Raw genomic sequence first — 24,546 nt, forward strand, 5'->3', positions numbered from 1 at the left:
AGTAGGCTTCATGCCATACTGACAACACCTCAAATGACAAAACAGTCAATTTCGGAGTCCCGTGATGGGGAAAGAGCTTTTCGACGCCATGCCCGATCCGCCGCAGGCGGGGCAGTTGAGCGTGAACGAGCTGCAGCAGCTGTTCGAACTGGCCCCGTTTGGCATAGGCATCTTCGATCGCCACTTTCGCTGCCGCAGCGTCAACCAGACCCTGGCCGACCTCAACGGCCTCTCCCGGGAGGAGCACTACGGCCACACCCTGCGGGAAATCGTCCCGGCCCTGGCCCCCGTGCTGGAACCCCTGTTCCAGCAGATCATCAGCAGCGGCGTCCCCCGGGTCGAGCTGAACCTGAGCGGCCATACCGCGGCTCATCAGGGCCAGCAACGCCACTGGCAGGCGATCTACAGCCCCATGCTCGACGAACAGGGCGTGCCCGACGGCATTCTCACCATAGTGCGCGACGTGACCGAACAGGTCGAGTCGCAGCGGCGGCTGCAACTGGCCATGAACGCCGGCCGGATCGGGGTGTGGGAGTGGCACGTCAAGGAGGATAGACTGCAGTTTGACGGCCGGGTCGAACAGTTGCTCGGCACCGCCGCCAGCGAGTTTCAGGGGGGAATGGAGCAGTTCATCAAGCGCTTCGATCCACTCTCTGGCGAGCAGCTCAGGGCGGCGCTCAAGGGCACGGCCCCCATTCATCTCACCCTAGGTTACCTGGGGCCCGATCAGCAGCGAGGCTGGGTCGACATCCATGCCGATCACGTGGCAGCCAGCGAACATCTGGGGCGACGCATCACCGGGGTGATCCACGACGCCACCGATCGCTGCACCCAGGAAGACAAGCTGCGCCAGGCCAACGTGGTATTCGAAACCGCCTCCGAAGGCATCATCATCATGGATGGCCAGCGCCAGATCATCTCGGTCAACCCGGCCTTCTGCAGCATGACCCAGTACGAGGAGGACGAGGTCGTCGGCAAGTCACCGGAAGCCATCATGCACCCGCGCCGCCACACCGACATCGACTACCCCTGGCACACCCTGCTGCCCGGCAGCCACGCCTGGCATGGCGAGATGATGTGCCTGCGCAAGGATGGCGGCTACTTCACCTCCTGGCAGCATGTCAGCGCCGTCCACGACAGCCGCCACAACACCACCAACTATGTCATCGCCTTCTCCGACATCAGCGCCATTCGCAAGGCCGAGGCACAGCTCAACCACCTCGCCTATCACGATCCCCTGACCGAGCTCGGCAACCGCAACCTGCTGCAGGAGCGGCTTGAGCTGGAGATCAAGACCGCCCACCTCAACCGGCAGCAGCTCGCCTTGCTGTTCATCGATCTGGACGGCTTCAAGCTGATCAACGACACCCTGGGCCACCGGGCCGGGGACGAGCTGCTCAAGCTGCTGGCCGAGCGCATTCGCCGACTGCTGCACCACAATGACGTGGCGGCCCGGCTGGGGGGCGACGAGTTTCTGGTGCTGATCCCCTACTTCGAGCAGCCAGAGGAGCTGGCCAGGCTCGCCGAGCAGCTGCTGGCCCGCCTGCGCGAACCGGTCGAGCTGGATCACGAGCGGGTGGCCGTCTCCGCCAGCATCGGCATCGCCCTCTATCCGGAACACGCCACCACCCCGGACACTCTGGTCAGTGCCGCCGACAGCGCCATGTACGAGGCGAAGAACCAGGGCCGCAACGGTTACCTCTTCTATACCCCGGACATGACAGAACAGACCCGGGAGCGACTGAGCATGGAGCAGGGGCTGTTCCAGGCCATCGAGCAGCAGCAGCTCTGCATCCTCTATCAACCCATGACGGATCTGGCCAGCAACCAGCTGAGCGGGCTGGAAGCCCTGCTGCGCTGGCAACACCCCAGCGAGGGCATGATAGGGCCGACCCGCTTCATTCCGGTGGCCGAGGAGTGCGGCCTCATCGAGCAGATCGGGGAGTGGGTGATGCGTACCGCCTGTCAGCAGGGGCAAGCCTGGCTGGCCGCAGGGCTGGCGGTGCCCAGACTGTCGGTCAATGTGTCGGTACGGGAGATGCGCTCGGCAGGTTACGTGGAGCGGGTCGCCGCCATCCTGGCCGAGACCGGTTTTCCGCCGCAGCGGCTGGAGATAGAGGTCACCGAGAGCATCATCCAGCGGGTCGACCAGAGTCTGCAGCTGTTCAAGCGGCTGAAGGAGCTGGGGGTGCAGATCGCCATCGACGATTTTGGCACCGGCTTCTCATCCCTGAGCCTGCTGAAAAGCCTGCCCATCGATCGGATCAAGATAGACAAGACCTTCGTGCAGGCGCTGCCCGATGACAAGCACAGCCGGGAGCTGTGCCGCACCATCGTCAACCTGGCCGACAGCCTGGGCATGATGGTGACCGCCGAAGGGATAGAGACCCAGGCCCAGCGCCAGTTTCTGCAATCCCTCCACTGTCAGGAGGGGCAGGGCTATCTGTTCAGCCATCCGCTGGCCGAGCCCCATCTGGCGGCGCAGCTGGCATCGGGCAGGAATCACTGGTGCTGACCCCCGCGCCAGGGGGGTGACAGCCACTGCCGGCTCAATCGTTGAAGGTCAGCCTGGCGTCCCACCCTTCGTCCTGCTGCCGGCGTGACTCTTCCAGCAAGGAGTCCTGCGGATAGGAGGACTTTTTCTCCCCGAGGGTGACGGACACCGGCGGCTTGCGCGCCAGCCATGCCTCGCTCAGCTGGCCGCTGATGTGATCCCGCAGTGAGGGTGAGTCGGGCTGTGTCGGTGTCAGTTCAAGACCGTTGGCATGGGGGGCGGCCAATGCGGCCTCATCGGTGGCCTTCGGGGCCTCGAACTGCCAGAGGGAGGAGCAAAGAAGCAGGGTCAACACGGGGGCTGTCTCCATCGGTAAAAGCGACGTTTTACCCAATCGGCGATGAATTGTCATCGACGCGACTGTAAGCGGATGTTGCCATCTATCCAAAAGTCTAATTGCCCTCCCCCGCCAAAGGTATAAGTTGTTATCCAATCATTACAAAAATGTATTCAAAGGAGTGACACATGAGCGAGAGCAAGGTCTACCCGGTCAAAGCCCACATCAGCCAGGGCGCCCTGCTGGACAAGGCGGGATATGAGGCCATGTACCAGGCCTCGGTGCAGACCCCGGATGCCTTCTGGGGTGAGCAGGGCAAGATCCTCGACTGGATGAAGCCTTATACCCGGGTCAAGAACACCTCCTACGATCCGGGCCACGTCTCTATCAAGTGGTATGAAGACGGCTTGCTCAACGTCTCTGCCAACTGCCTGGATCGCCATCTGAGCGAGCGCGGCGACAAGGTCGCCATCATCTGGGAAGGGGACAACCCGGCCGAGGATCGCAAGCTCACCTATCGCGAGCTGCACACCGAGGTGTGCAAGTTTGCCAACGTCTTGAAGGCACAAGGGGTGCATCGCGGCGACGTGGTCTGCCTCTACATGCCCATGGTGCCGGAAGCGGCCATCGCCATGCTGGCCTGTACCCGCATCGGCGCCGTGCACAGCATCGTCTTCGGCGGTTTCTCGCCAGAAGCCCTGGCCGGTCGCATCATCGACTCCGGCTCCACCATCGTCGTCACCGCCGATGAGGGGCTGCGCGGTGGCCGCCCGGTGCCGCTCAAGAAGAACGTGGATGAAGCGCTCACCAACCCGGAGACCAAGGTCAGCAAGGTGATCGTGCTCAAACGTACCGGCGGCAACATCGCCTGGCACAACCACCGCGACCTGTGGTGGCATGAGGCAACGGCTGCCGTCAGCAGCGACTGCCCGCCGGAGGCGATGGGGGCCGAAGACCCGCTGTTCATCCTCTACACCTCCGGCTCCACCGGCAAGCCCAAGGGGGTGCTGCACACCACCGGCGGCTATCTGGTCTATGCCACGCTCACCTTCAAGTACATCTTCGACTACCACGAGGAGGACATCTACTGGTGTACCGCCGACGTGGGCTGGGTCACCGGCCACTCCTACCTGGTCTACGGGCCGCTCGCCAACGGCGCCACCACCATCATGTTCGAAGGGGTGCCCAACTACCCGGCGAGCAACCGCATGAGCCAGGTGGTGGACAAGCACCAGGTCACCATCCTCTACACCGCCCCCACCGCCATCCGCGCGCTGATGGCCAAGGGCAACGAGGCAGTTGAGGGTACCTCCCGTTCGAGCCTGCGCATCATGGGCTCGGTGGGCGAGCCCATCAACCCGGAAGCCTGGGAGTGGTACTACCGCACCATAGGCGACGAGCGTTGCCCCATCGTCGACACCTGGTGGCAGACCGAGACCGGCGGCATCCTCATCAGCCCGCTGCCCGGCGTCACCGATCTCAAGCCAGGCTCGGCTACCCGCCCCTTCTTCGGCGTGCAGCCGGCGCTGGTGGACAATATGGGTGAGCCGCTGGAGGGGGCCACCGAGGGCAACCTGGTGATCACCGACTCCTGGCCGGGCCAGATGCGCACCGTATTCGGCGATCACGAGCGCTTCGAGCAGACCTACTTCTCCACCTTCCCCGGCCGCTACTTCACCGGCGACGGTGCCCGTCGCGACGAGGATGGCTACTACTGGATCACCGGCCGGGTGGATGATGTACTGAACGTCTCCGGCCACCGCATGGGCACCGCCGAGATCGAATCCGCGCTGGTGGCTCATCCGAAGATCGCCGAAGCGGCTGTGGTGGGCGTGCCGCACGAGATCAAGGGCCAGGGCATCTACGCCTATGTCACCCTGATCGCCGGCGAAGAGCCGAGCCGGGAGCTGCACAAGGAGGTGAAGGAGTGGGTCCGCAAGGAGATCGGCGCCATCGCCACCCCGGACGTGATCCACTGGGCCGAGGGGCTACCCAAGACCCGTTCCGGCAAGATCATGCGGCGCATTCTGCGCAAGATCGCCACCGGCGAGACCGACAGCCTGGGGGATATCTCCACCCTGGCGGATCCGGGCGTAGTGGACAAACTCATTCGCGAGAAGTCCGAAGCCGCCTGATCCCGTCTGCCTTTTGCCTCCAAAGCCGGCCCTGTGCCGGCTTTGTCATTCCTGCTAGTGAGTGTTTTGACAACCGACCAAATAGAGCAAAAAACAGACAGATGTAGAGATTAGACCAGTAAAATGCTGCTAATTTTCACGAAATCAATATAATTGCGAAATCTGTGTGCCAGTGCACACCGATTTGAGCAGAAAATGGCTAGATTTCTGGTAGTCCACAAGATAGCTGACAGATAGCAGCATTATCATCGAGGATGTACTCAATATGTCGCAAAAACACCGAATTCTCCTGCTCAACGGGCCGAACCTGAACCTGCTGGGCAAACGGGAACCGGGCATCTACGGCAGCAAGACGCTCGATGAGATCGTCGCCGATCTGACGCTAAGTGCCGGCGAACTCGGGGTCACACTGGAACACCTGCAATCCAACGCCGAACATGAGCTGGTCGGCCGCATCCACCAGGCCATGGGTCAGGTGGACTTCATCATCATCAATCCGGCCGCCTTCACCCACACCAGCGTCGCCATCCGCGATGCGCTGCTGGGTGTGGCCATCCCCTTTATCGAGGTTCACCTGTCCAACGTCCACGCCAGGGAACCCTTCCGTCATCACTCCTATCTGTCTGATGTCGCCAAGGGGGTCATTTGTGGGCTGGGGGCCGATGGCTACCAATTCGCTTTAACCGCGGCCGTGCACCAGTTGCGCGCGGCTTGATAATCACTGATCAGATAAAGAAGAAAGAGAATGCTAATGGATATCCGCAAAATCAAGAAGCTGATTGAACTGGTTGAAGAGTCCGGCATCGCCGAACTGGAGATCTCCGAAGGTGAAGAGTCCGTTCGCATCAGCCGCAACTTCTCCGGTCAGGTGACCGCTGCTCCGCAGATGATCATGCCGCAGGTTGCTGCTCCGGTAACCGCTCCTGTCGCCGCCGCCCCGGCCGCCGCAGCACCGGCTGCCGACGCCACCCCGGCCGGTCACCTGATGCGCTCCCCCATGGTCGGTTCCTTCTACCGCTCTTCCAGCCCGGAAGCCAAGCCGTTCGTGGAAGTGGGCCAGCACGTCAATGTCGGCGATACCCTGTGCATCGTCGAAGCCATGAAAATGATGAACCAAATCGAATCCGACAAGGCCGGCGTGATCAAAGCGATCCTGGTTGAAAATGGTCAGGCCGTCGAATTCGACGAGCCGCTGTTCATCATCGAATAAGGGAAATCGCCACCCATGTTGGACAAAGTAGTCATCGCCAACCGCGGTGAAATTGCCCTGCGGATCCTGCGCGCCTGCAAAGAGCTCGGGATCAAGACAGTGGCCGTTCACTCCACCGCCGACCGGGAGCTCAAGCATGTGCTGCTGGCCGACGAAACCATCTGTATCGGCAAACCGGCCAGTACCGACTCCTACCTCAACGTGCCGGCGATCATCGCCGCCGCCGAGGTGACCGGTGCCGTTGCCATTCACCCCGGCTACGGCTTCCTCTCCGAGAACGCCGACTTTGCCGAAGTGGTCGAGAAATCCGGCTTCGTCTTCATCGGCCCGCGCGCCGAGACCATTCGCCTGATGGGTGACAAGGTCTCCGCCATCGAGGCGATGAAGAAGGCGGGCGTACCCTGCGTACCGGGCTCCGACGGTCCGGTTGACAGCGATGCCAAGCACAACGCCGCCATTGCCAAGCGCATCGGCTACCCGGTGATCATCAAGGCCGCCGGTGGCGGTGGTGGTCGCGGCATGCGCGTGGTGCGCAGCGAAGCCGAGCTGGCTGCCGCCATCGCGCTGACCAAGTCCGAAGCAGGCCAGTTCTTCAAGAATGACATGGTCTACATGGAGAAGTACCTGGAGAACCCGCGCCACATCGAGATCCAGGTGTTGGCAGACGGCCAGGGCAACGCCCTCTATCTGGGCGAGCGCGACTGCTCCATGCAGCGTCGCCACCAGAAGGTGGTCGAAGAGGCACCGGCGCCGGGCATCACCGCCGAGATGCGCAAGTTCATCGGTGAACGCTGTGTGCGCGCCTGTATCGAGATCGGCTACCGCGGTGCGGGTACTTTCGAGTTCCTGTACGAAAACGGTGAGTTCTATTTCATCGAGATGAACACCCGTATCCAGGTAGAGCACCCGGTTACCGAGATGGTCACCGGCGTCGACCTCATCAAGGAGCAGCTGCGCATCGCCGCCGGCCAGCCCCTGTCGATCACCCAGCAGGACATCCGCATCCGTGGCCACGCCATCGAGTGCCGGATCAACGCCGAAGACCCGGCCACCTTCATGCCGTCTCCTGGCCTGATCCAGCGCTTCCACGCGCCGGGCGGTCTGGGCGTACGTTGGGACTCCCACATCTACGCCGGCTACAAGGTGCCGCCCTACTACGACTCCATGATCGGCAAGCTGATCTGTTACGGTGAAAACCGCGACGTCGCCATTGCCCGCATGCGTCAGGCACTGGACGAGCTGGTGGTGGAAGGGATCAAGACCAACGTCTCCCTGCAAAAAGAGATCATGAAGGACGAAAACTTCCAGCACGGTGGTACCAATATCCACTACCTGCACAAGAAGCTGGGTCTGTAAGACTCGCGTCCGCAGATCTTCTGCTGAAAAAGGGCCATGGCGACATGGCCCTTTTTTGTTATCCTTGCGCCCCTCGAAATTGTCGGAGGCCAAGGTGAACCGTTTTGCGCTCGCTCGTCGGGAAGCAGCACTCTGCCTGCTGCTGACCCTGCTCTACTTCCTTGCCTGGTATGGCACGGCCTATTTCATCCCCGAAGAGATCGAATTCTGGGATATGCCGCTCTGGTTCCTGCTCAGCTGCATTCTGATGCCGCTGCTGTTCATCGTGCTGTGCGGCCTGATGGTGGATCGCCTGTTCGTGGATATCCCCCTCGACTCCCAGCCCCTCGATGACAAGGAGCCTCCCCATGAATCTTGAGCTGCTGCTGCCGCTGTGCATCTATCTGGTGCTGGTGCTGGGGGTCGGTTTCTGGGCCAGCCGCCACCGGGTGGGCGGTGACTTCGTGCAGGAGTACTTCATCGGCAACCGCAGCATGGGCGGCCTAGTGCTGGCCATGACCCTGGTGGCCACTTACACCTCGGCCTCCTCCTTTATCGGCGGGCCGGGTGCCGCCTACAAGATTGGCCTCGGCTGGGTGCTGCTGGCGATGATCCAGCTGCCCACCGTCTGGCTCACCCTGGGGGTGCTTGGCAAGAAGTTCGCCATCATAGCCCGCCGGGTCAATGCGGTGACCATCAACGACATGCTGTGGGCCCGCTACCAGAGCAGGGCCGTGGTGGTGCTGGGCTCGGTCACCATCATCCTCGCCTTCATCGCCACCATGGTGGTGCAGTTCATCGGCGGCGCCCGCCTGCTGGAGACCGCCACCGGCCTCTCTTACCAGCAGGGACTCTTGCTGTTTGCCGGCTGCGTGCTGCTCTACACGGTGATCGGCGGCTTTCGCGCCGTGGTGATGACGGATGCGCTGCAGGGGATCATCATGCTGATCGGCACCGGCGCCCTGCTGGCGGGGATCCTGATCGCGGGGGATGGTTTGCCCAACCTCATCCACCAGCTCAAGGCGATCGATCCCAAGCTGGTGAGCCCGCAGGGGGCCGGCGACATGCTGACCCAGCCCTTCATGCTGAGCTTCTGGGTACTGGTCTGCGTCGGGGTGGTGGGGCTGCCCCACTCGGCCCTGCGCTGTTTTGGCTATCGCGACAGCAAGGCGCTGCATCGCGGCATCCTGATCGGCACCGTCGTCAGCGCCTTCCTGATGTTCGGCATGCACCTGGCCGGGGCGCTGGGCCGCGCCATCCTGCCCGGCATGGACAGCCCGGACAAGATCATGCCCTCCCTGATGATGGAAGTGCTGCCCCCCTGGCTGGCCGGGGTCTTCCTGGCGGCCCCCATGGCAGCCATCATGTCCACCATCGACTCCCAGCTGATCCAGGCCTCCGCCACGCTGGTGAAGGATCTCTACCTCAACTACCTGAGCCCGGAGAAGGCCGGCCAGGAGAAGCTGGAGGTACGGGTGCCGCGCCTCTCCCTGCTCTGCACCCTGATCCTGGGTACCCTGGTGCTGCTGGCGGCGCTGCAGCCTCCCGAGATGATCATCTGGCTCAACCTGCTCGCCTTTGGCGGCCTGCAGGCGGTGTTCCTCTGGCCGCTGGTGCTCGGCCTCTACTGGTCACGGGCCAACGGCCCGGGCGCCCTGGCCAGCATGGTGTGCGGCATCCTCTGCTACGCCGTCCTGAGCCAGTGGGGGATCAAGCTGGCCGGTCTGCACGCCATCGTGCCGAGCCTGGCGCTGGGGCTGGTCGCCTTCGTGCTGGTCAGCCTGCTCACCCCGGCTCCGAGCCAGAGCGTGCGGCGACTCTTCGAACCTTGTTCAGCAATGGATTAATAAAGGGTTCCGAAACTATCCCAAAATGGGTGTTTTAAGGGTAAACTGTGCGCCATATCACAAAACAGTGCACTCTTATGCCCGTCCAGAACGCCAGACAGATCCTGACCCAAGCCCTGCAGCGACTCGGTTACGCCCTGTTGCTGCCGGTCTCCATCCTGCCGCTGGCGGCCCTGCTCTATCGGCTCGGCCAGCCGGACGTGCTGGATCTGGCGGTACTCTCCCTCACCGGTCGCGCCCTGTTCAGCCAGATGCCGCTCATCTATGCGGTGGCCATCGCCTTCGGGCTGAGCCGCCAGGGTGAGGGGAGCCAGGCGCTGGCCGGGGCGGTCAACTTCCTGCTGCTGAGCTCGGCACTCGGCACCCTGGCCCCCGGCCTGCACAGCGACATGATCTGCGGCCTGCTGGCGGGATTGACCACCGCCATCGTCTACCCCTGGCTCAAGCGCCACCCCATGCCCCACTGGCTGCGGCTGATCAATGGCGATTTCACCAGCCTGCTCGCCTCGGCGCTGGCCTGCCTGCTGCTGGCCTTCCCCCTCGCGCTGCTCTGGCCGCTGCTGGAGCAGGGCATCACCCTACTCGCCTCCGAGCTGCTCACCACCCCGCTCGGCGCCTTCTGCTACGGCGTGCTGAACCGGCTGCTGATCCCGCTCGGCTTGCACCAGGTGCTGGGCAGCCTCATCGGGCTGGGGGAGAGCAACCTGCAGGCGCTGGCCAGCGCCCAGCCGCTGCACGAAGGCTATGTGGCCGGGCTCTACCCCATCATCATGTTCGGCCTGCCTGGCGCCTGTTTCGCCATCTGGCTGCACCGCCAGCGCATGCAGCGGTTGCCGCAAGGGGGGCTGCTGCTCACCCTGGCGCTCACCTCGGCGCTGGTGGGGATCACCGAACCCATCGAGTTCCTGTTCGCCTTCACCGCCCCCTGGCTGTTTCTGGCCCACGCCCTGCTGACCGGATTATCGCTCGCCACCTGCAGCGCGCTCGGCATCAAGGTGGGCAGTTACTTCTCCGCCGGCCTGCTGGATCTGGTGCTGAGCTACCACGCCGGCGAGCACAGCTTCTGGCTCATTCCGGTCGGCATCCTGTTCTTCGTCGCCTACACCTTGCTGTTCTACCAGCTGCTGGAGCGCACGCCCCTCAGCCTGCCGAGCAAGCCCATCGCCCCGGAACACCCACGGCTGGCCAGCGTCGCCCCCTCCGATCCCCAGATGCTGGCGATCCAGTACCTCAAGGTGCTGGGAGGCATGGACAACCTGCAGGCCATGAGCGTCTGCCTGACCCGCCTCAGCCTGCGGGTACGCGACATCTCGCAGGTGGATCAATCCCGCCTGCTGGGGCTGGGCTGCCTCTCCTGGATCCAGCTCAATGACCATCAACTGGTACTGGTGCTGGGCCCCAACGCCAGCCTGATCGAGGGGCAGATCCGCATGCTGGCGGAGCGTCAGTCGGTGCCGCTCGGCCTCAAGCCCAATCAGGAGTCCGCCGGCCAGAGCGGCTGGTAGCCTCAGGCAAACGGCAACCGCTCGGCCACAAAATCCATCAGGCTGCGCAGGGCGGGGGCCAGGTGCTCCCGGCTCGGGTAGATGAGATAGAAGGGGTTGGGCGGCACGGCGAGCTCGGGCAACACCTTCTGCAAGCGGCCACTCGCCAGATCCCCTTCGCAGACGTGATGGGGCAGCAGGGCAATTCCCCCTTCATTGATGGCCAGCTCCCGCAGCGCCAGCAGGCTGTTGCTGATACAGGCCCCCTGCGGCCGCCAGCCCCCCTCCTGCAGCGGCCACACCGGCAGCGACGTGTGCACCAGGCAGGCGTATCGACCCAGCTCGCTCAGCTGTTGCGGCATGCCGTGGGCCGCCAGATAGGCGGGGGCCGCCACCAAGTACCGCGGCACCTGACCGATGCGCCGGCAGATGAGGCTGGAGTCTTTCAGCGGCGCCGCCCGCAGCGCCAGATCATAACCCTCCCCCACCAGATCGAGCTGCTCATCGCAGAGGGTCAGCTCCAGCACCACCTCTGGATAGAGGGCCCGAAACTCGGCCAGGATCCGGCCGAGCAGCAGGGTGCCAGTGGCCTCCGGCGCGGTGATCCGCACCCGGCCGGCCGGGGCCGCGCGCAGCCGCGCCATCGCCAGATTGGCGCTGCGGGCCAGCGCCAGCAGCGCCCGGCACTGCTCCACATAGACCTCTCCCTGCGGGGTCAGGCTCAGCCGGCGGGTGGTGCGCTGCAACAGGCGCACCCCGAGCTGGGATTCGAGCCGCGAGATCTTCTGGCTGACCGAGGATTTGGGCATGCCAAGCAGCTCGGCCGCGCCGGTAAAACTGCCCTGCTCCACCACGGTGGCAAACAGCCCCATCAGCTCCAGTTCGACATTGTTCATATATTCAAACAGTCTTTACCAATTACCCATCTTAATCTGAATAATCAACCAGACTAGAGTGGCTGGCAATCCCCATCCAACCGATTTGAAAGGAACTGCCATGAAAGCCATCGCCCTGACCCACTATCTGCCGAGCGATCATCCCGACTGCTTCATCGAGGCCAATCTGGCCGACCCGACGCCGGGCCCGCGCGACCTGCTGGTGCGGGTCAACGCCACCTCCATCAACCCGGTCGACACCAAGGTGCGCGCCCCCAAGGCCAAGGTCGAGAGCAGCCCGCGGGTACTGGGCTGGGACGCCGTGGGCGAGGTGATCGCCGTCGGCCGCGAGGTGACCCTGTTCAAGGCGGGCGACCGGGTCTGGTATGCCGGCGACATCAGCCGCCCCGGCAGCAACAGCGCCCTGCAACTGGTGGATGAGCGCATCGCCGCCCTCGCCCCCGCCAGCCTGAGCGACGTGGAAGCGGCCGCCCTGCCGCTCACCGCCATCACCGCCTGGGAGACCCTGTTCGAGCGCATGAGCCTCAGCCGCGAGAGCCGCGGACGACTGCTCATCATCGGCGGCGCCGGCGGGGTCGGCTCCATCGCCATCCAGCTGGCCCGCCAGCTCACCGGCATGGAGGTGATCGCCACCGCCTCGCGCCCCGAAACCCGGACCTGGTGCCTGCAGATGGGAGCCCACCAGGTAGTGAGCCATCACCAGTTGCAGGAGGAGCTCACCGCCCTTGGCATCAACCAGGTGGACGCCATCTTCTGCACCAATGCCACCGAGCAGCACTGGGATGCCATGGCCAGCCTCATCAGCCCGTTCGGCCATATCTGCACCATCGCCGAATCGAGCGAGCCCTGGGATCTCTCCCTGCTCAAGAGCAAGAGCGTCACCTTCAGCCAGGAGTTCATGTTTACCCGCTCCCTGTTCCAGACCCCGGACATGATTGAGCAGCACAACCTGTTGGGGCTGGTCGCCGCCCTGGTGGATCAGGGCGTGGTCAAGAGCACCCTCAGCAAGGTGGTACCCGAGCTGACCCCGACGACCCTGGCTCAGGCCCATGCCGAGGTGGAAGCCGGCCGCATGGTGGGCAAGCTGGTGATCGACATGAGTCGGTTCGGCAACTAATCCCTTATGGGTAAAAACTGCACCATCATGGGGTGAACTCACCAGTGACAAGCCCCATCACTGCACAGCACATATCAGGCAACAGACAGTCACCACGCAGCTTCACCATAAAAAAGCCAAAAAAAGGGGCCATCCCGCCGGGATGGCCCTAAATACCTGAACGTTGGGGTAACAATCACACACATATCCTTATGCAGGACCTCTGAACCTTTGCAGCTAGTGTGCCAATCCCACCCCTCTCCCCGCTTGCTTGCCACATTGTGCCCTGCCACCTGGGTCTGTAGCCCCCGGCCACTCTGCGGGCAAAAAAAAGCCACCCGAAGGTGGCTGAAAAAGATGACGGAACTTTCCTAGAGCAAAGCATTCAGCGGGAACAGGTTGCTTCCCGTCACCCAATGAGGAATACATGAACCGTGCCAACTCGGCAAAGTCCGTATCCTCCACCACACTGCATGGGCAAACCACGACAGCACACGCCCATGATGATAGAATCCCGCGGTTTCACATTTATGAAGAGTCGACGCCATGCCCTGGATACAAATTCGAATCAACGCCACTGCCAAGACCGCAGACAAGGTGAGCAACATGCTGCTGGGGCGTGGTGCCCAGGCGGTGACCTTTATGGATGCCAAGGATGTGCCCGTCTATGAACCCATGCCAGGCGAGACCCCGCTCTGGGGCGAGACCGAAGTGATGGGGCTGTTCGACGCCGAAACCGATCCGGCGCCCACCATCGCCTTCTTCCAGCAGATCTTCGGCGAAGACGTGGGCTACAAGGTGGAGCAGCTGGAAGACAAGGACTGGGTGCGCGAGTGGATGGATCACTTCCACCCCATGCAGTTCGGTGAGCGCCTGTGGATCTGCCCGAGCTGGCGCGACGTGCCGAACCCGGATGCGGTCAACGTCATGCTGGACCCGGGTCTGGCCTTCGGTACCGGTACTCACCCCACCACGGCGCTCTGCCTGCAGTGGCTGGACGGGCTGGATCTGGCCGGAAAAACCGTGGTCGACTTTGGTTGCGGCTCCGGCATCCTCGGCATCGCCGCTCTGAAACTGGGCGCTGCCCGGGTCATCGGCATCGACATCGATCCGCAGGCCATCCAGGCCAGCCGTGACAACGCCGAGCGCAATGGCGTCGCCGACCAGATCGAGCTCTACCTGCCGGCGGATCAGCCGCAAGATGTCGAAGCGGACGTGGTGGTTGCCAACATTCTGGCCGGCCCGCTGCGCGAGCTGGCGCCGCTTATCGCCGGCCACGGCAAGGCGGGCAGCCTGATGGCCCTCTCCGGCGTGCTGGAAAGCCAGGCGCCGGAGCTGGAGACCATCTACGGCCAGTGGTTCGAGATGGACCCGACCGCCGTCAAGGAAGAGTGGTGCCGTCTCTCCGGCCGCAAACTCGGCTGAGAAGCAACAAGCTATGGCGGCTGCCAACCCATCGGCCGCAAACTCGGCTGATAAGCAATAAGCCACGGCGGCTGCCAGCCCATCAGCTACAAACTCGGCTAAGCGGCACTTGCCAAACTATCAACGGGGCTCCTACACGGGAGCCCCGTCTGTTTTCGGCCCGCCGGCGGCAGCCGCTTCTTCGCTGATTCCACCACCCAGCGCCATACATGCTCATTTGACCACACAGCTCACCCCGTTTCCGGTAGGATAGGCCGCCAGTCCCCCCTGCGACACGGAGTGCTTATGCGGATTGCCATACTGGACGACTATCAGGATCAGGTGCGTCATCTGCCCTGCTTTACCCGCCTGGCGGGCCACGACGTCACCATTCTCACCCGAAGCGAACCTGACCCCGAGCGCCTTGCCGCCAGGCTGGCAGGGGTGGAGGCGCTGGTGCTCATCCGCGAGCGCACCCGCATCGACGAAGCCTTGCTGCGCAGACTCCCCTCCCTTCGCCTCATCAGCCAGACCGGCAAGATCAGCCAGCATATCGACCCCCTCCTGTGTCAGCGCCACGGGGTGGCCGTCGCCGAAGGCATCGGCAGCCCGGTGGCGCCCGCCGAGCTCTGCTGGGCCCTCATCATGGCGGCCTCCCGCCACCTCCCGGCCTATTGCCATGCCCTCGCCCAGGGGCAGTGGCAGCAGTCCGGCACACTGGGGCTGGGGCGTACCTTGCAGGGGCTGACGCTCGGCATCTGGGGCTACGGCAAGATTGGCAGACTGGTGGCCGGTTACGGTCGGGCCTTCGGCATGTCGGTGCTGATCTGGGGCAGCGAGGGCTCCCGCCGGCAGGCCGAGCAGGATGGCCATGCCAGCGCCTGTGACAAGGAGAACTTCTTTCGCGAGGCCGACGTCCTCTCTTTGCATCTGCGCCTGAACAAGGCCACCCGTGGCTGCGTGACCCGCGCCGATCTCGCGCGGATGAAGGCCGACTCCCTGCTGGTCAACGTCAGTCGGGCGGAGCTTGTCGAGCCCGGCGCCCTTTATGCCGAACTCGCCTCCAACCCGACCCGGCGCGCAGCCCTCGACGTGTTCGACGCAGAGCCCGCCACGGTGCAGAGCGAGCCTTTGCTGCGCCTGCCCAATGTGCTGGCTACGCCTCATCTCGGCTATGTGGAGCGCAACAGCTACCAACTCTACTTTCAGGCCGCCTTTGACAACCTGATTGCCTTTGCCGAGGGCAGGCCGACCAATCTGGTGCTGCCCGTAGCGGGCCGCTGATCACGGTTATCCGGCGACCGGGCCGCTAGCATGTATAACCCAGGCGCCACAAAGACAAGCCACAGGAGCCCCCATGACCGAGTACGACAAGATGATCGCCAGCCAGCCTTACAACTGCATGGCACCGGAACTGGATCTGTTGCGCCGGGAGACGGCCCGCCTGTACCGCCGCTTCAATCGCAGCGACGAGGAGGATGAACAGCTGGCGCTGCTGCAGCAGATCGTCGGCGAGCTGGCCCAGGGCGCCTTTATCTGCCCGCCCCTCTACTGCACCTATGGCCGCCACATTCACCTAGGCGAGCGCAGCTACATCAACATGGGAGCCACCCTGCTGGACAACGCCCCCATTCGCATCGGCGCCGAGGTGATGATAGGGCCGAACGTGCAGATCTATACCGCCGCCCACGCGCTGGATGCCGATGAGCGGACTCAGGGGGTGGAGACCGCGCTGCCGGTCACCATCGAGGACAGGGTCTGGATCGGTGGCGGCGCCATTCTGCTGCCCGGTGTCACCATAGGGCGGGAGGCCATCGTGGGCGCCGGAGCCGTGGTCACCAAAGACGTGCCGGCCGGTGCCCGGGTGGCCGGCAACCCGGCCCGCGTATTGCCCGCCAAAGGCAAGACGCCGGTAAGCTAGCGGCGCGCGCCGGGCGCTACGGAATTAAGGGGATCGGCACCTGCAAAGTGCCCATCAAAATGAAGCTCAATGTCATCAAGACCATGCTGGCCTGTAAAAAGGTGACCTTTCCGGCCCTAGGAGGTTGAGGGTACCGGTACCTAAAAAATGCCCATAAAAATGAAGGCCAACGCCATCAAGACCATGATGGCCTGTAAAAAGGTGACCTTTCCGGTCCTAGGAGGTTGAGGGTACCGGTACCTAAAAAACGCCCAAAAAAATGAAGCCCAATGTCATCAAGACCATGCTGGCCTGTAAAAAGGCGACCTTTCCGGCCCTAGGAGGTTGAGGGTACCGGTACCTAAAAAACGCCCAAAAAAATGAAGCCCAATGTCATCAAGACCATGATGGTCTGTAAAAAGGTGACCTTTCCGGTCCTAGGAGGTTGAGGGTACCGGTACCTAAAAAGCGCCCAAAAAAATGAAGCCCAATGTCATCAAGACGTTGGGCTGTAAAAAGGTGCTACGGAATTGCGACTCTCATCGCAGAAAATTAGAAGGGGTCACCTTCTAAACTGGCACAGGGATATTAACGAGGCGCAAACGTTTTACATAGCGTAATAAACCAGGATTGAGAACGGCATCTCACTATTTAAAAAATTCCCTGCCAGCCACGGCCTGCCTCTTGGCAATTTTTCATTTATCAGTACAGCCTGTCGCCAGAAACAAAAAAGCCCTGACAAGTCAGGGCTTTATCGACAGTTCATCAGACTAGAAGCGACGCACGAACTCGCTCATCGGCAGCTCGCGCAGCTTGCGGGCCTCCAGCATGGGGGTGCCGAGGTAGAGGAAGCCCACCAGCTGATCGTCTGTGCCAAGGCCAAGGCCGGCCTGGATCTGCTCGTCAAAGATAAACCAGCCGGAGCGCCAGATGCCGTTGAAGCCCTGGGCCTGGGCCGCCATCTGCATCGCCATCAGGGCGCAGCCGGCGGAAAGCTCCTGTTCCAGTCGCGGCACCTTGGGGTGCTCCTGATGGCGGGTCGCCACCGCGATCACCAGGGGCGCGCGCAGCGGAGCTTCCCGGCACTTCTTGATGCTCTCTTCATCCTCACCGCGGCTACGGGCGGCTTCCGCCAAAAGGGTGCCCAACCGCTCGCGGCCCTCCCCTTCGAACAGGATGAACTGCCAGGGGGTCAGGGTGCCGTGATCCGGCGCCCGCAGCCCGGCCTTGAGGATATTGTCGAGTACCTCACCGCTCGGGGCGGGCTCGGCCAGACGGCCACAGGAGTGGCGGTTGAGCAATAACGTCAGTGCATCCATCAAAATCTCCTTCATTGAGAAAAGGTCGGGCCTAGGCTCAGAATGACCTGGAAAGATTGAGCCTCCATTCCCAGACATTCAGCCCCCCCTGACCCAGGCTGAGATAACCGGTACTGGCCGTGACCGTGGTGTCTCCACCCAGCAGAGTGCGCAGCCCGACCCGCATAGTGCCGCTCAACGGCTGGGTGCGGGCCATGTCCAGATTGCCCGTCAGGATATAGCCATCGTTAGGTCTCTCAAAGCCATAATCGAGACCCAGTTCCCCATAAGGCATCACCGGCACACCATCGCGGGTATGATAGAGCCGGCTCAGCTCCAGCGTCCCCGTCAGGTTGCCCTGGTTGTAACTGTCGCTCCCCCGTTCCAGCTGCAGGGGCAGGCCACGGTAATCCCCTTGCAACCGATAGCCGTCACTGCGGCCATGACTGTAACTGATCGCTAGTCGGGGACGGAGGGTGAACGCGTCCCACTCGAACTGGGCCGAGCCCCCCAGGTTGCCGCTCACGGACGTCGAACCGTAGTCACCGCTGAGAAACAACAAGCCTTGCTCGTTGTCCATCCAGCCATACATCAGGGTCGCATCCAGCATCCAGCGTTCCGACAATTGATAAGTGAAGTAGGGGCCCAGATTGTAGCCCCCTGCAGCCAGCCTCATCCCCCCTTCGAAGGCACTTGCCTTGCTGTCGAGTCGGGAGACGGCAAATCCCAGCGACATAGCCTGATCGAGACGAGCCTCTGCCCCCAAGGTAAACACATTGGTACTGCCGGACAGATCGCTCCCTTCCCGGTGATCCACTATGTCGTAGTAGACCTCGTCCCCCCACAAGGCCCAGCGTCTGGGCTGTGGCTGCCCCACCACAACCACAGCCTCCCGGGAAGAGGGACAATCCGGATATCGATCGCGCAGAGTGGGCGGCAGCTGTGCTCGTTCGTCTGCCATGACGCACAATCTGGTTTCATTCCAGGCGCGCTCGCTCGCCAGCTCTCCGGCCGGATGCGTTACCATCGGGAGCACAGGTGTGGGCAGCAGACCTGTGGGCGGCTGTAAAACTCCGGGTCGAGTCGGCATCACTCCCTGCGGCGGCAGAGTGCCCACCGGCGGTGTTACGCCGCCGGGCAGGGTCGGCATCATCCCCTGTGGCGGTAAAGTGCCCACCGGCGGTGTTACGCCGCCGGGCCGGGTCGGCATCATCCCCAGCGGCGGCAAAGTGCCCATCGGCGGTGTTACGCCGCCGGGCCGGGTCGGCATCATCCCCTGTGGCGGTAAAGTGCCCACCGGCGGTGTTACGCCGCCGGGCCGGGTCGGCATCATTCCCTGCGGCGGCAAAGTGCCCACCGGCGGTGTTACGCCGCCGGGCCGGGTAGGCATCATCCCCTGCGGCGGCAAAGTGCCCATCGGCGGTGTTACGCCGCCGGGCCGGGTCGGCATCATCCCCTGCGGCGGCAAAGTGCCTATCGGCGGTGTTACGCCGCCGGGCCGGGTCGGCATCATCCCCTGCGGCGGCAAAGTGCCCATCGGCGGTGTTACGCCGCCAGGCCGGGTCGGCATCATCCCTTGTGGCGGCAGAGTACCTATCGGCGGTGTTACACCGCTCTCGGGAGGCAAAACAGCGATAGGAGGGAGCGGCCTGGTCGGCAGAGTGGGCGGAGTGAAATTACCGGGAAAGGTGAAATGTCCATTTTGCTGGTTATCCGTATCGAGCAGGACTCGTTTACCTGATGTCGTATCCAGATAGGCATATAGCTTGTGGGTGCCGCCGTTTTGTACCTCGGGTGACAGGGTCAGATGCAGGCCTCTGCGGTCCTGACTCCAGTTGTCATAGACTTGCCCCTGCTTGGCCGACTCCACCTCAAACTGGCCGGATGACACGGCTGAGAGCCAGACCGAATGCAGTTGATCGCTGGTCCAACCAAGAAAGATCAATCTGCCGGCAGGATCCGCCAACGCCGGTGAGCAATACAGCATCACCGCCAATGCGACTGAGCCAACACGAGGAGCAGGGTTGCAGACTGGGTTTATGGGTGTTGCCGGGCACATGGTAATGTCCTTATTGCCTTGTCCGGGAGAGGGGATTGGCCGACACGTTCAGGCCAATGGTGGCACCAAGGGGGCATATCTGGCTTGCTGAGCCTGCCCCCGTCTGGCGGTATATCCCTCATGACGCCAGACAGGTATTTGTTGACCCTATGTTAATTTCAGTCAAGCCACAAGCGCCGGCTCTGCCAGAGCAAGGAGATTTCCTATGCAAAGAGGGGCTTGTCGCCCCTCTCACTTTCCCGTGCCTGAACCTCTTCTAGATGAGGGCCGCCAGCTCGGCCCCCTGGCGGATGGCGCGCTTGGCATCCAGCTCGGCGGCCACGTCGGCCCCGCCGATGATGTGTACCGGCTTGCCCGCCGCCTGCAGACCGGCCTGCAGCTCCTTGAGGGGCTCCTGGCCGGCGCAGATGATCACCTGATCCACCGGCAGACACTGCTGCTGGTCGCCCACCCGGATGTGGAGCCCCTCGTCGTCGATGCGCAGGTACTGCACGCCGGAGAGCATCTCCACCTTGCGGTTCTTGAGCACGGTGCGGTGGATCCAGCCGGTGGTCTTGCCCAGACCGTCGCCCACCTTGCTCTCCTTGCGCTGGAGCAGCCAGATCTGGCGCTCGGGGGCGTCGATCACCGGGGTCGTCAGACCGCCGCGCTCGCCGAGCTGCTTGTCGATGCCCCACTCCTTGAGCCAGTGATCCCGGCTCTGGCCCCCATCCGCCCGTTTTTCCACCAGATATTCGGCCACGTCGAAGCCGATGCCGCCGGCACCGATCACCGCCACCTTCTCGCCCACCGGCTTGTGATCCCGCAGCACGTCCAGGTAACTCAGCACCTTGGGATGCTCTATACCCGGAATGTTGGGGGTGCGCGGGCGGATGCCGGTGGCGAGGATCACCTCGTCAAAACCGCCGCCGAGCAAGCTCTCGGCGCTCTGGCGCTGGCCCAGATAGAGCTCGACGCCGCACTTCTCCAGCCGCTTGGCAAAGTAGCGCAGGGTTTCGTGAAACTCCTCCTTGCCCGGGATCTGCTTGGCGAAGTTGAACTGGCCGCCGATTTCGCTGGCCTGATCGAACAGGCTCACCTGATGGCCACGCTCGGCGGCGTAGCAGGCAAACGCCAGCCCGGCCGGACCGGCCCCCACCACCGCCAGCTTCTTGGGCTGGGGCACCCGGCCGAAGTTGAGCTCGGTCTCGAAACAGGCGCGCGGATTGACCAAGCAGGAGGCACGCTTCTGCTTGAAGATGTGGTCGAGGCAGGCCTGGTTGCAGGCGATGCAGGTGTTGATCTCGTCCGCCCTGTCTTCGGCCGCCTTGATGACGAATTCGGGGTCGGCCAGGAAGGGGCGCGCCATGGAGACCATATCCGCCTCGCCGCCCGCCAGAATGCGCTCGGCCACCTCTGGGGTATTGATGCGGTTGGTGGTAATAAGCGGCACCTTGAGGTGTTTTTTCAGCTCGGCGGTCACCCAGCTGAAGGCGCCGCGCGGCACGCTGGTGGCGATGGTGGGAATGCGCGCCTCGTGCCAGCCGATGCCGGTGTTGATAAGGGTGACCCCCACCTGCTCCAGCGCCTTGCCGAGCGCAATCACCTCTTCCAGGGTCGAGCCCTGCTCCACCAGATCCAACATGGATAGGCGGAAGATGATGATGAAATCCGGCCCGACCCGCTCGCGGATGGCGCGGACGATCTCTACCGGGAAGCGCATGCGGTTTTCGCTGCTACCACCCCAGCCATCGGTGCGCTTGTTGGTGCGCTCACAGATGAACTGGTTGATGAGATAGCCTTCCGAGCCCATCACCTCGACCCCGTCGTAGCCCGCGCTCCTGGCCAGCTGCGCGGTGGCGGCGAAGTCGCGGATAGTACCGCGGATCTGCCGCTCGCTCATGGCGCGCGGCTTGAACGGAGAGATGGGGGCCTTGAGGGCGCTCGGCGCCAGGCTGAACGGATGATAGGCGTAGCGGCCGGCATGGAGGATCTGCAGCGCTATCTTGCCCCCCTCCTGATGCACCGCACTGGTCACCTTCTTGTGCTTGGCCACCTGCCAGGGAAAGCTCAGCTGGGAGCCGTGGGGCACCAGTCGGCCACGCAGGTTGGGGGCGATGCCGCCGGTCACGATGAGGCCGACCCCGCCCCGGGCCCGCTCGCCATAGAAGGCGGCCAGCTTGTCAAAGCCCCCCTTCTCCTCTTCGAGGCCGGTGTGCATGGATCCCATCAACACGCGGTTGCGCAGCTGGGTAAAGCCCAGATCGAGGGGGGTCAGCAGGGTCGGGTAACGGCTCATCATGAACTCCTTGTCGGGGCCGGGCTGGATGGCACCACGCCCATCCCCCGCCGTCCGGACTCAGGCCTGGAACAAGGCGGCAGCATGGGTGGGCGGCTCACAGGGCCTCCAGTTAATTTTTTGTTATCAAACCGAGGCTAGAGTAAAGAATCAAAAATGCTTTTTCAAACAAATGTTTGGACAATTTTTCGGCGAACAGACGTGTTCCGAACTCACCGGCTCCGATCCTCTCCAAGCGGAAATGGCATTTCACCGGCCAACTGGTTAATAATGGCGCTTCCCTCCCCATTAACAGGGCGATAACGCGACTATGTCTATTTTCAAAGGTCTGGGTTGGCTGTTTCGCAGCCTGTGGCGCCTGCTCAATTTCACCCGGCTGATGCTGGTCAATCTGCTGTTTCTCGTCGTGGTCTTGATCATCGTTTTCAGCGTCAGCCAGAAAGAGGCCCCCAGCGCCCCCATCGAAGGGGCTCTCACCCTCAATCTCTCCGGCGTACTGGTGGAACAGCGCTCGCAAACCGATCCCACTGTGCAGCTGCTGCGCCAGGTGGACAACAGCGACGAACTACCCAGCGAGATCGTCCTCTCCGATCTGCTGTGGGCCATCAAGAACGCCAAGGATGACGATCGCATCAAGGCACTGGTGATCAAGCCCCAGGGGCTGCAGGGCACCAGCTTCTCCAAACTGCAGGAGGTGGCGAGCGCCATCGATGCATTCAAGGAGAGCGGCAAGCCGGTCATCGCCATGGCCGACTTCTACACCCAGGGCCAGTACCTGCTGGCCGCCCACGCCGATCACGTGCTGCTCAACCAGAGCGGCGCCGTGGTGATCGAGGGGCTCGGCGTCTACCAGACCTACTACAAGTCGGCGCTGGAGAAGCTCAACATCACCCCGCACGTGTTCAAGGTCGGTACCTACAAGTCTTTCGTCGAACCCTATACCCGCGACGAGATGTCCCCCGAGAGCAAGGAGGCAAACCAGCGCTGGCTGGATCAGCTGTGGCAATCCTATGTGACCGACGTGGCCGAGCAGCGTGAAATCGAACCGGACGCCGTGGCACCGGGCAAGGACCGCTTCCTCGAGCTGTTGCGCAAGGCCGGCGGCAACGCGGCCAACTACGCCCTCGACAACGGTCTGGTGGACCAGCTGGCGACCCGCGACGAGATGACCCAGGCGGTGATCAAGGAAGTGGGCGAGAGCGATGACCACGGCTGGAAGGGGGTTGGCCTGAAAGAATACCTGGCCGCCATTCCGAACCAGTATCCCCAGAGCGGCAAGGATGAAGTGGGCCTCATCGTCGCCAGCGGCGCCATCATGGATGGCGTCCAGCCCGCCGGCACCATAGGCGGTGACAGCCTCGCCGATCTGCTGGCCGATGCCCGCCGCGACGACAAGGTGAAGGCCGTGGTGCTGCGGGTTGACAGCCCCGGCGGCAGCGCCTTCGCCGCCGAGCAGATCCGCGCCGAGCTGCTGGCCCTCAAGCAGGCCGGCAAGCCGGTGGTGATCTCCATGGGCAGCTACGCCGCCTCCGGCGGCTACTGGATCTCCGCCGATGCGGACAAGATCTTCGCCTCCCCCAACACCCTCACCGGCTCCATCGGGGTGTTCGGCATGTTCGCCACCATCGACAAGGCGCTCTCCCAGTACGGAGTGCACACCGACGGCGTCGGCACCACCGACTATGTCGGCGTCGGCCTGACCCGTGCCCTGCCGGAACACGTCGGCCAGGCGATCCAGCTGAGCGTGGAAGATACCTATCAGCGCTTCGTCGGTCTGGTGAGCAAGGGCCGCGGCCTGAGCCCGGAAGAGACCGAGAAAGCGGCCGAGGGCCGGGTCTGGACCGGTCAGGATGCCAAGGCGCTGGGCCTGGTGGACGAGTTTGGCGATCAGGAGGCGGCCATCAAGGCGGCAGCCGAGCTGGCCAACCTCAAGGAGTGGCAGGTCGCCCCCATCGAGCAGGAAGAGTCGGCCAAGGACAAGTTCCTGCGCCAGCTGTTCGACAGCAGCGCCCAGGTGCTGGCTTCGCACCTGCAGAGCTGGCTGCCGGCCGGCCTTGGCAAGGCGCTGGTGGAGGTGAACCGCAGCCTGGACCCGCTGACCCGCTTCAACGATCCGCAGGGCACCTACGCCCTCTGCCCGGTCTGCACACCCTGATCGGCAACCAACGCAAAAAAACCGCCAATCGGCGGTTTTTTTATGGTGCAGTGAAAGTGCTCAGCCCAGCAGGCCGGCACAGTGCCAGTGCTGCAGTTCGGCCAGCACCCGCGTCTCCCGCGCCGTCCACTGGGGGCAGGAGCCCGCCAGCTGGGTCTTGTTGGTCTGCAGCGCCTCGGCCAGCTCGAACCAGCCTGGCGTAAAGCCGAGCCTGATCTCGTAGGGCTGGGGCCGCGGCTCGCTCCAGTTCTCCCCCACCTGACAGAGGTAGTAGAAGGAACGGATGCAGTAGGCGTCGTAGTCGGCCTCGCGGGCCGGACGGTACTCCCGCGTCTGCCCGAGCAGGGCGCCGACCGCCACCAGCTCGGCGCCGCACTCTTCGCGCAGCTCGCGGGCCAGAGCGGTGCGGTGACACTCGCCGTGCTCGATGCCGCCACCGGGAAACATGAGATCGCCGTTGACACTGGAGTGCACCAGCAGCAGCTGGTCGCCACGCAACACGATGGCCCGGACGGTGACCCGCTCCAGCTGGCGGCCATCTGTGTTGACCCGGCCATGGGTGAGCCGGATATCGAAGGGGTGCGGCCAGTCGCTGGCCAGAGGTTCAATGTGCTTCAT

At 63.3% G+C, this 24,546-nt stretch carries 19 protein-coding genes; 13 read left to right on the top strand and 6 right to left on the bottom strand.

The window, feature by feature from the left end; all coding sequences use genetic code 11:
* Positions 1-64: 64 nt before the first annotated feature.
* Positions 65-2,515 (top strand): EAL domain-containing protein, encoded by a 2,451-nt coding sequence (locus tag I6L33_RS21310; protein ID WP_216973305.1) that lies wholly within the window; start codon positions 65-67, stop codon positions 2,513-2,515.
* 34 nt (positions 2,516-2,549) lie between these two features.
* Here the strand turns inward: I6L33_RS21310 and I6L33_RS21315 are convergent, their stop codons facing one another.
* Complete coding sequence (locus I6L33_RS21315) at positions 2,550-2,849, bottom strand: hypothetical protein (protein ID WP_017779921.1); 300 nt, start codon at positions 2,847-2,849, stop codon at positions 2,550-2,552.
* 170 nt (positions 2,850-3,019) lie between these two features.
* Here I6L33_RS21315 and acs point away from each other — a divergent pair, with 170 nt between their 5' ends.
* From acs to I6L33_RS21350, 7 genes are all read left to right on the top strand, one after another.
* A complete protein-coding gene (gene acs, locus I6L33_RS21320; protein ID WP_216973306.1) occupies positions 3,020-4,966 on the top strand; it encodes an acetate--CoA ligase in 1,947 nt (648 codons plus the stop codon).
* Between the two features lie 265 nt (positions 4,967-5,231).
* Positions 5,232-5,681 (top strand): type II 3-dehydroquinate dehydratase, encoded by a 450-nt coding sequence (gene aroQ, locus I6L33_RS21325; protein WP_005298040.1) that lies wholly within the window; start codon positions 5,232-5,234, stop codon positions 5,679-5,681.
* Positions 5,682-5,717: 36 nt separating this feature from the next.
* Entirely contained in the window at positions 5,718-6,176 is a 459-nt protein-coding gene (gene accB, locus I6L33_RS21330) for an acetyl-CoA carboxylase biotin carboxyl carrier protein (protein WP_216973307.1), read from the top strand.
* 15 nt (positions 6,177-6,191) lie between these two features.
* Positions 6,192-7,532 carry an acetyl-CoA carboxylase biotin carboxylase subunit gene (gene accC, locus I6L33_RS21335; RefSeq protein ID WP_005298029.1) on the top strand — a complete coding sequence of 447 codons (1,341 nt, stop codon included), beginning with the start codon at positions 6,192-6,194 and terminating at the stop codon, positions 7,530-7,532.
* 79 nt (positions 7,533-7,611) lie between these two features.
* Positions 7,612-7,890, top strand: coding sequence for a YhdT family protein (locus I6L33_RS21340; protein WP_010633080.1), 279 nt, complete (start codon positions 7,612-7,614; stop codon positions 7,888-7,890).
* Positions 7,880-9,358 carry a sodium/pantothenate symporter gene (panF, locus tag I6L33_RS21345; RefSeq protein ID WP_216973308.1) on the top strand — a complete coding sequence of 493 codons (1,479 nt, stop codon included), beginning with the start codon at positions 7,880-7,882 and terminating at the stop codon, positions 9,356-9,358. The genes I6L33_RS21340 and panF overlap by 11 nt, the downstream gene beginning before the upstream one ends.
* Positions 9,359-9,435: 77 nt before the next feature.
* Positions 9,436-10,863, top strand: coding sequence for a PTS transporter subunit EIIC (locus I6L33_RS21350; protein WP_216973309.1), 1,428 nt, complete (start codon positions 9,436-9,438; stop codon positions 10,861-10,863).
* Between the two features lie 2 nt (positions 10,864-10,865).
* Here the strand turns inward: I6L33_RS21350 and I6L33_RS21355 are convergent, their stop codons facing one another.
* Positions 10,866-11,738 (bottom strand): LysR family transcriptional regulator, encoded by an 873-nt coding sequence (locus I6L33_RS21355; RefSeq protein WP_054545430.1) that lies wholly within the window; start codon positions 11,736-11,738, stop codon positions 10,866-10,868.
* Between the two features lie 100 nt (positions 11,739-11,838).
* Between I6L33_RS21355 and I6L33_RS21360 the strand changes: the two genes are divergently transcribed.
* From I6L33_RS21360 to I6L33_RS21375, 4 genes are all read left to right on the top strand, one after another.
* Positions 11,839-12,855, top strand: coding sequence for a zinc-binding alcohol dehydrogenase family protein (locus I6L33_RS21360; RefSeq protein ID WP_216973310.1), 1,017 nt, complete (start codon positions 11,839-11,841; stop codon positions 12,853-12,855).
* Positions 12,856-13,380: 525 nt separating this feature from the next.
* A complete protein-coding gene (prmA, locus tag I6L33_RS21365) occupies positions 13,381-14,259 on the top strand; it encodes a 50S ribosomal protein L11 methyltransferase (RefSeq protein WP_010675412.1) in 879 nt (292 codons plus the stop codon).
* A 285-nt stretch (positions 14,260-14,544) separates the two neighbouring features.
* A complete protein-coding gene (locus I6L33_RS21370) occupies positions 14,545-15,522 on the top strand; it encodes a D-2-hydroxyacid dehydrogenase family protein (RefSeq protein WP_216973311.1) in 978 nt (325 codons plus the stop codon).
* A 73-nt stretch (positions 15,523-15,595) separates the two neighbouring features.
* A complete protein-coding gene (locus tag I6L33_RS21375; protein ID WP_017765184.1) occupies positions 15,596-16,159 on the top strand; it encodes a sugar O-acetyltransferase in 564 nt (187 codons plus the stop codon).
* A gap of 749 nt (positions 16,160-16,908) precedes the next feature.
* Here I6L33_RS21375 and I6L33_RS21380 read toward each other — a convergent pair.
* The 3 genes from I6L33_RS21380 to I6L33_RS21390 all read right to left on the bottom strand — a co-directional run bounded on the left by I6L33_RS21380 (position 16,909) and on the right by I6L33_RS21390 (position 21,773).
* Positions 16,909-17,457, bottom strand: coding sequence for an NAD(P)H nitroreductase (locus I6L33_RS21380; protein ID WP_216973312.1), 549 nt, complete (start codon positions 17,455-17,457; stop codon positions 16,909-16,911).
* A gap of 37 nt (positions 17,458-17,494) precedes the next feature.
* Entirely contained in the window at positions 17,495-18,973 is a 1,479-nt protein-coding gene (locus I6L33_RS22110; protein WP_254204949.1) for an autotransporter domain-containing protein, read from the bottom strand.
* A gap of 778 nt (positions 18,974-19,751) precedes the next feature.
* Complete coding sequence (locus I6L33_RS21390; RefSeq protein WP_124249687.1) at positions 19,752-21,773, bottom strand: NADPH-dependent 2,4-dienoyl-CoA reductase; 2,022 nt, start codon at positions 21,771-21,773, stop codon at positions 19,752-19,754.
* Between the two features lie 310 nt (positions 21,774-22,083).
* Between I6L33_RS21390 and sppA the strand changes: the two genes are divergently transcribed.
* Complete coding sequence (gene sppA / locus I6L33_RS21395) at positions 22,084-23,928, top strand: signal peptide peptidase SppA (protein WP_216973313.1); 1,845 nt, start codon at positions 22,084-22,086, stop codon at positions 23,926-23,928.
* Between the two features lie 60 nt (positions 23,929-23,988).
* On the opposite strand, the gene I6L33_RS21400 is transcribed toward sppA, so the two are convergent.
* Complete coding sequence (locus I6L33_RS21400) at positions 23,989-24,546, bottom strand: NUDIX domain-containing protein (RefSeq protein WP_216973314.1); 558 nt, start codon at positions 24,544-24,546, stop codon at positions 23,989-23,991.

The sequence above is a fragment of the Aeromonas sp. FDAARGOS 1403 genome (assembly GCF_019047325.1).
GTDB lineage: Bacteria > Pseudomonadota > Gammaproteobacteria > Enterobacterales > Aeromonadaceae > Aeromonas > Aeromonas dhakensis.

Coding starts and splice junctions, on each gene's coding strand:
- I6L33_RS21310 (WP_216973305.1), top strand. CDS start 65: ATGGGGAAAGAGCTTTTCGACGCCATGCCCGATCCGCCGCAGGCGGGG.
- acs (WP_216973306.1), top strand. CDS start 3,020: ATGAGCGAGAGCAAGGTCTACCCGGTCAAAGCCCACATCAGCCAGGGC.
- aroQ (WP_005298040.1), top strand. CDS start 5,232: ATGTCGCAAAAACACCGAATTCTCCTGCTCAACGGGCCGAACCTGAAC.
- accB (WP_216973307.1), top strand. CDS start 5,718: ATGGATATCCGCAAAATCAAGAAGCTGATTGAACTGGTTGAAGAGTCC.
- accC (WP_005298029.1), top strand. CDS start 6,192: ATGTTGGACAAAGTAGTCATCGCCAACCGCGGTGAAATTGCCCTGCGG.
- panF (WP_216973308.1), top strand. CDS start 7,880: ATGAATCTTGAGCTGCTGCTGCCGCTGTGCATCTATCTGGTGCTGGTG.
- I6L33_RS21350 (WP_216973309.1), top strand. CDS start 9,436: ATGCCCGTCCAGAACGCCAGACAGATCCTGACCCAAGCCCTGCAGCGA.
- I6L33_RS21355 (WP_054545430.1), bottom strand. CDS start 11,738: ATGAACAATGTCGAACTGGAGCTGATGGGGCTGTTTGCCACCGTGGTG.
- I6L33_RS21360 (WP_216973310.1), top strand. CDS start 11,839: ATGAAAGCCATCGCCCTGACCCACTATCTGCCGAGCGATCATCCCGAC.
- prmA (WP_010675412.1), top strand. CDS start 13,381: ATGCCCTGGATACAAATTCGAATCAACGCCACTGCCAAGACCGCAGAC.
- I6L33_RS21370 (WP_216973311.1), top strand. CDS start 14,545: ATGCGGATTGCCATACTGGACGACTATCAGGATCAGGTGCGTCATCTG.
- I6L33_RS21375 (WP_017765184.1), top strand. CDS start 15,596: ATGACCGAGTACGACAAGATGATCGCCAGCCAGCCTTACAACTGCATG.
- I6L33_RS21380 (WP_216973312.1), bottom strand. CDS start 17,457: ATGGATGCACTGACGTTATTGCTCAACCGCCACTCCTGTGGCCGTCTG.
- I6L33_RS22110 (WP_254204949.1), bottom strand. CDS start 18,973: ATGGGCACTTTGCCGCCGCAGGGGATGATGCCGACCCGGCCCGGCGGC.
- I6L33_RS21390 (WP_124249687.1), bottom strand. CDS start 21,773: ATGAGCCGTTACCCGACCCTGCTGACCCCCCTCGATCTGGGCTTTACC.
- sppA (WP_216973313.1), top strand. CDS start 22,084: ATGTCTATTTTCAAAGGTCTGGGTTGGCTGTTTCGCAGCCTGTGGCGC.
- I6L33_RS21400 (WP_216973314.1), bottom strand. CDS start 24,546: ATGAAGCACATTGAACCTCTGGCCAGCGACTGGCCGCACCCCTTCGAT.